Here is a 3,956-nt window from a genome sequence, read left to right on the forward strand (position 1 = left end):
AAGCTTTTCAAGGGTTGAGCGGGCAAAGGCAACTGGCCTTGTAAACCCTCCCGACACCGTCCCTGATTTTTCAAACAGCTCCCCTGTTGTGCACACCATTCTTATCTTGCCAGGGCCGATTTTTTTTGCAGCCGCAAATGACTCGACTAGAACAGTGTCGCCAAACACGTATGCCATTGCGCCATAGTATTTTGCCTCAAACCTTACAAAATCAAGAAGCGGCCCCATGACACCCTCAGCTTTTCTCATTGAGTTTGCCTGCTCAAGCCCGCCGGGGCTGATTTTGTCAAGCGGAATGAAAGTGCACCTGCCGGCCTTTCTTTGCTTGAGGTAGTCAATTGCCTTTCCTGCAACCTCAATGCTGTCAACTACTATGTAATTGAGCCTCACGTTTGCCGCAGCCTCTATTGCAGTTGCATGCTCCTCCTCAAATTTTATCAGCTCGCCAACGGTTCCGTATATCCCCCTGACTGCCCCAGATTGCCTCATCTCCTTTACTGCAACAAGGGCCGGGCTTGTGCCAGATGCCTGGGCGCTGACCCTTGCCACTGTGACTTTTTCCCTGACCAAAAGAAGCTCTTTTTCAATTTCAGGCACTTCCTTGTTCGTCTGCTTTTCCTTTGCAAAAAGCTTGTCTATCTCGGCAGTTAGGGATGCAATGTCTTTTTTTAGCGTCTCAAGCTCGTTTGTGAATTTTAGGGCATCAACCTCCTGGCTGCCCCCCCGCACGCTAAGCCTCTGTTTCTCCTCGCTTCTGAACCTTGCAAGCTCCTCTATTTTTGATATTTCGGCATCCAGGCGCACTGCCTCCTCCTTTTTCTGCTCAATCTGGGCTGCCATCATGCCTATCTCGCTTTTCAGGTTCTCAATCTGCGCGCCCAGCCTGCCCTCCTTGCTTTTTGAGTCAAACCTGTCAATCTCCTTTTGCACCCTGTCTGCCTCAAGCTTCAGGCCTGCCGCCTTTTCCTCAATTTTCCCCATCTCCTGCTGCATTTCCTCAATGCTTGCATCAATCCCCCTCATGCCAGATACGAGCTTTTGCGCGGCCTCAAGTTTTTCCTTAATTGCCGTGCCGGCAGACTCTATTGATGCCTTGAGGGTTGCAATGGCCTGCATTGACGAGTCTTTTTTTGAAAGCTGGTTTATCTTTTCGAAAAGGGCGCTTCGCTTGGCCTCAAGCTCGGATAGCTCCCCTGACACCCCTGAAAGCTGCGCTTGCTTTGACTCAAGGAGTTTTTTCCCCTCAATCATCCTTGCATGGACTGACTCGAATTCATTTTCAAGCTTTTCAAGCTCCCTGCACACAAGGGTCCCTCGCGCAGCCCTGAGGCTTTCCTGCGCAGACTTATATGCAAGCGCGCTGTCCTTCTCACGCTCAAGCTCCACCAAAAAGCCCTCCCGCTCTGCAAGCACAATTTTGGCCTCGCCAATCCTCCCCTCGACTTTTTCAAGCTCCCCAAGCGCCTCCTTTTTCTTTGCCTCATATTCGGAGATGCCTGCCACGCTGTCTATTATCTCGCGCTTTTCCTTTGAACTCATCTCTATTATCTGCTGGACCTGCCCCTGTGCGATTATGTTGTGCGTTCCGGCCTCAATGCGATGAAGGCGCAATGCCTCCAAAAGCCCAGTACGGGTTGTACCCTTGCCGTTTAGCTGGTATGCTATCTTTCCGTCGGGCCTGATTGCCCTGCGCACCTCAAGCTTGCGCTCGCCTTCAAAATACAGCACGACTTCCGCCTGCTTGCAGCCTGTGTTGATAAGTTCCGGGACTTTTTTTGCCCGCAGTGACTTTAGGGCCATCTCGCCAAGGGCAAACCTTATCCCGTCCGTGACATTTGATTTTCCGCTCCCGTTTGGTCCTGCAAGGGCGACATATCCTGGTGAAAAAGTAGCCTCCGCGCGCTTGAATGACTTGAAGCCGCGGAACTTTATCCTTGCAAGGTATTCCATATGCCTTGTATTGTCAAGAAGAAAGTTTATAAGAAATACCAAAAATCGGAGGGTTTTTGCCACACTGCGTGCGCCTGCCTATCCCTTTGTCAAAACCCTTGCCGTAATCCTTCCAGAAATCGTGTGGGTTGGCAGTGACGGGTCGGAGCATGTTGCCGTGTCAAGGTAGCAGTTGACAAACGTAAGGTTGGCATAAACTGTCCTTACTGTGCCTTGCGAGGGGATGGTGGGCGGCGTGAATTTTGCTGAAAAGCCCATTGGCTCTCCCTGCCTGATGACAGTTCCTGCAGAAGGCATGAGGGTTGCTGTAGGCGCAGGCCAGCCTTCGGCCACAGTCGCGCCAAATCCGGTGATTTTTATTGGAAAGCCAAATCCGTTTGTTGCATTGAAAAGGACTACTGTTTGGGTGGGGGTTACAGTCTCATCGTTATAAAGGACAAATGTGCTGCAGGGAAAATCGGGCTGGAAGTTGCACTCGTCTGACATGAAGTTTGCCGGGGAAAATATCCCGGTTGCAAGTATTATTCCTATAATCACAATGAGAATGAATATTGCCCAGCCGTAAGTGACAAGATATTCAAGTGCGGCCTGCCCCCTAAAGCACCGCTCTTCCCTGGCAAAACACGCGCCCTTTGGCTTTCGCATGCAATCTCCTTGCACTTTTGCATTTATAATAATTCTTCTGCAAATCAGCTTTTCTATAAAACAAATCCTTGTTCAAGTGCAACTCAAGAGGTGTTATCGATGAAGTTGAATGTGGCGCAACCAGACCCGCAGCTGGGAAGGACAATTGAAACGCTCCCCATCTACCGAGGCGGCTTTGACTGCGCAGGGGAAATAGCAATTTGCGAAAACGGTCTTTCAATCAGGCACATGGATGATCGCATCAAGTCCCCATTTGGCTTTGTCAAGTCAATGGACAGGATGGAAAGCCTCCCCCTGGGCCGCGTGAAGGCAAATCTCCATGTCTTTGACCAGCTTGGCGGCAACTTTGACCTTGTATTTGAAATCTCCGATATGAACTACGAGAAGCTGAAAAAGGCGTGCGGCAAATAATTGCGGCTTAGAGCCCATGCCATGTTTTCCTGGCGCCACCTGTTGCCTGTGCCAGCACAAGTGCCTGGCTGCGCTGCGTGTTTTCTCCACAGCTGCACGCGCCTTCCGAGCCACTTTCGCTCCAGCTTTCAAGGGTGGATTGCAGCGGCTGCTCTTTTTCCTGTTTTTCAGATGATTGCCTTCCAGGAGCCGCGTGCGCGTCAATCCCAAGCTTTCGCAGCTCCCTTGCAAAAAGTTGCTCGTTTCCGTGCGTGCAATAGACCTTTTTTGCCTTGCAAGCCAGCACATATTCAACAAGCTGGTTGTAGTCTGCATGATCTGAAAGGGCAAACGCAGCATCAGTCCCGAACTTTCTTGTTGCAGCCCAGCCTGTGGCAACCGCAGTCTTAATCGGCGCCCCATGCGCTGCCTCAAGTTTCTTTGCAATTCCTCCTCCGATGCGGCTTTGCGGGACAATTGCCACAAAGTCGCCTTCAAGCGCCTGCTGGCCTTGCTGGCTTGAGGCATCAGCCCATTCAAGGGCTATGCCGTTTGACTTGTAAACCTGGCACGCCCGTGCTATGTCCCCATCAACAACAGGCGTGATTTTGCAATATGTGTTTAGGAATTTCACAAGCTCCTGGGCCTTTCCTATCGCATAGGCGCCAAAAAGCAGGTTGGAGGCTGCAAAACTTTTCTCAACCCAGTATGCCATCTGCTGGTAAACTTCATTTCTTTGCTCAAACCTGGCTTGGGGGTTTGCATACGTTCCCTCAATCACAAGCGTGTCGCACTCGATAGGCGCCGCGCCCCTGACAATCAGGCAGTCCTCTGTTTTCAAGTCGCCGGTGTAGACAAACCTTTCCTGCTTTGTCTCAACAAGTATCTGGGTCGAGCCAAGTATGTGCCCTGCATTGTGCAGGCTTACGCCTTGTGGCAGGCTTGAGGGGTTGTGGCTGCTTTTTGCAAGC

4 protein-coding genes are annotated in these 3,956 nt (G+C 51.1%); 1 reads left to right on the forward strand and 3 read right to left on the reverse strand.

Translation table 11 applies throughout. The features are described from left to right. Together FJZ26_04665 and FJZ26_04670 are read right to left on the reverse strand one after the other, a co-directional pair. Positions 1-1,950, reverse strand: a 1,950-nt coding sequence (locus FJZ26_04665) for a hypothetical protein (protein ID MBM3229697.1), incomplete at its 3' end; no start/stop codon positions are given. Positions 1,951-2,028: 78 nt separating this feature from the next. Continuing rightward, entirely contained in the window at positions 2,029-2,595 is a 567-nt protein-coding gene (locus FJZ26_04670; protein ID MBM3229698.1) for a hypothetical protein, read from the reverse strand. Between the two features lie 99 nt (positions 2,596-2,694). Here FJZ26_04670 and FJZ26_04675 point away from each other — a divergent pair, with 99 nt between their 5' ends. Further along, positions 2,695-3,006: a hypothetical protein gene (locus FJZ26_04675; GenBank protein ID MBM3229699.1), complete on the forward strand. Its 312-nt coding sequence runs from the start codon at positions 2,695-2,697 to the stop codon at positions 3,004-3,006. 7 nt (positions 3,007-3,013) lie between these two features. Here FJZ26_04675 and FJZ26_04680 read toward each other — a convergent pair. After that, positions 3,014-3,956 (reverse strand): hypothetical protein (locus FJZ26_04680; protein ID MBM3229700.1); only part of this gene is annotated, 943 nt, incomplete at its 5' end.

This window comes from Candidatus Parvarchaeota archaeon (genome assembly GCA_016866895.1).
GTDB lineage: Archaea > Micrarchaeota > Micrarchaeia > Anstonellales > VGKX01 > VGKX01.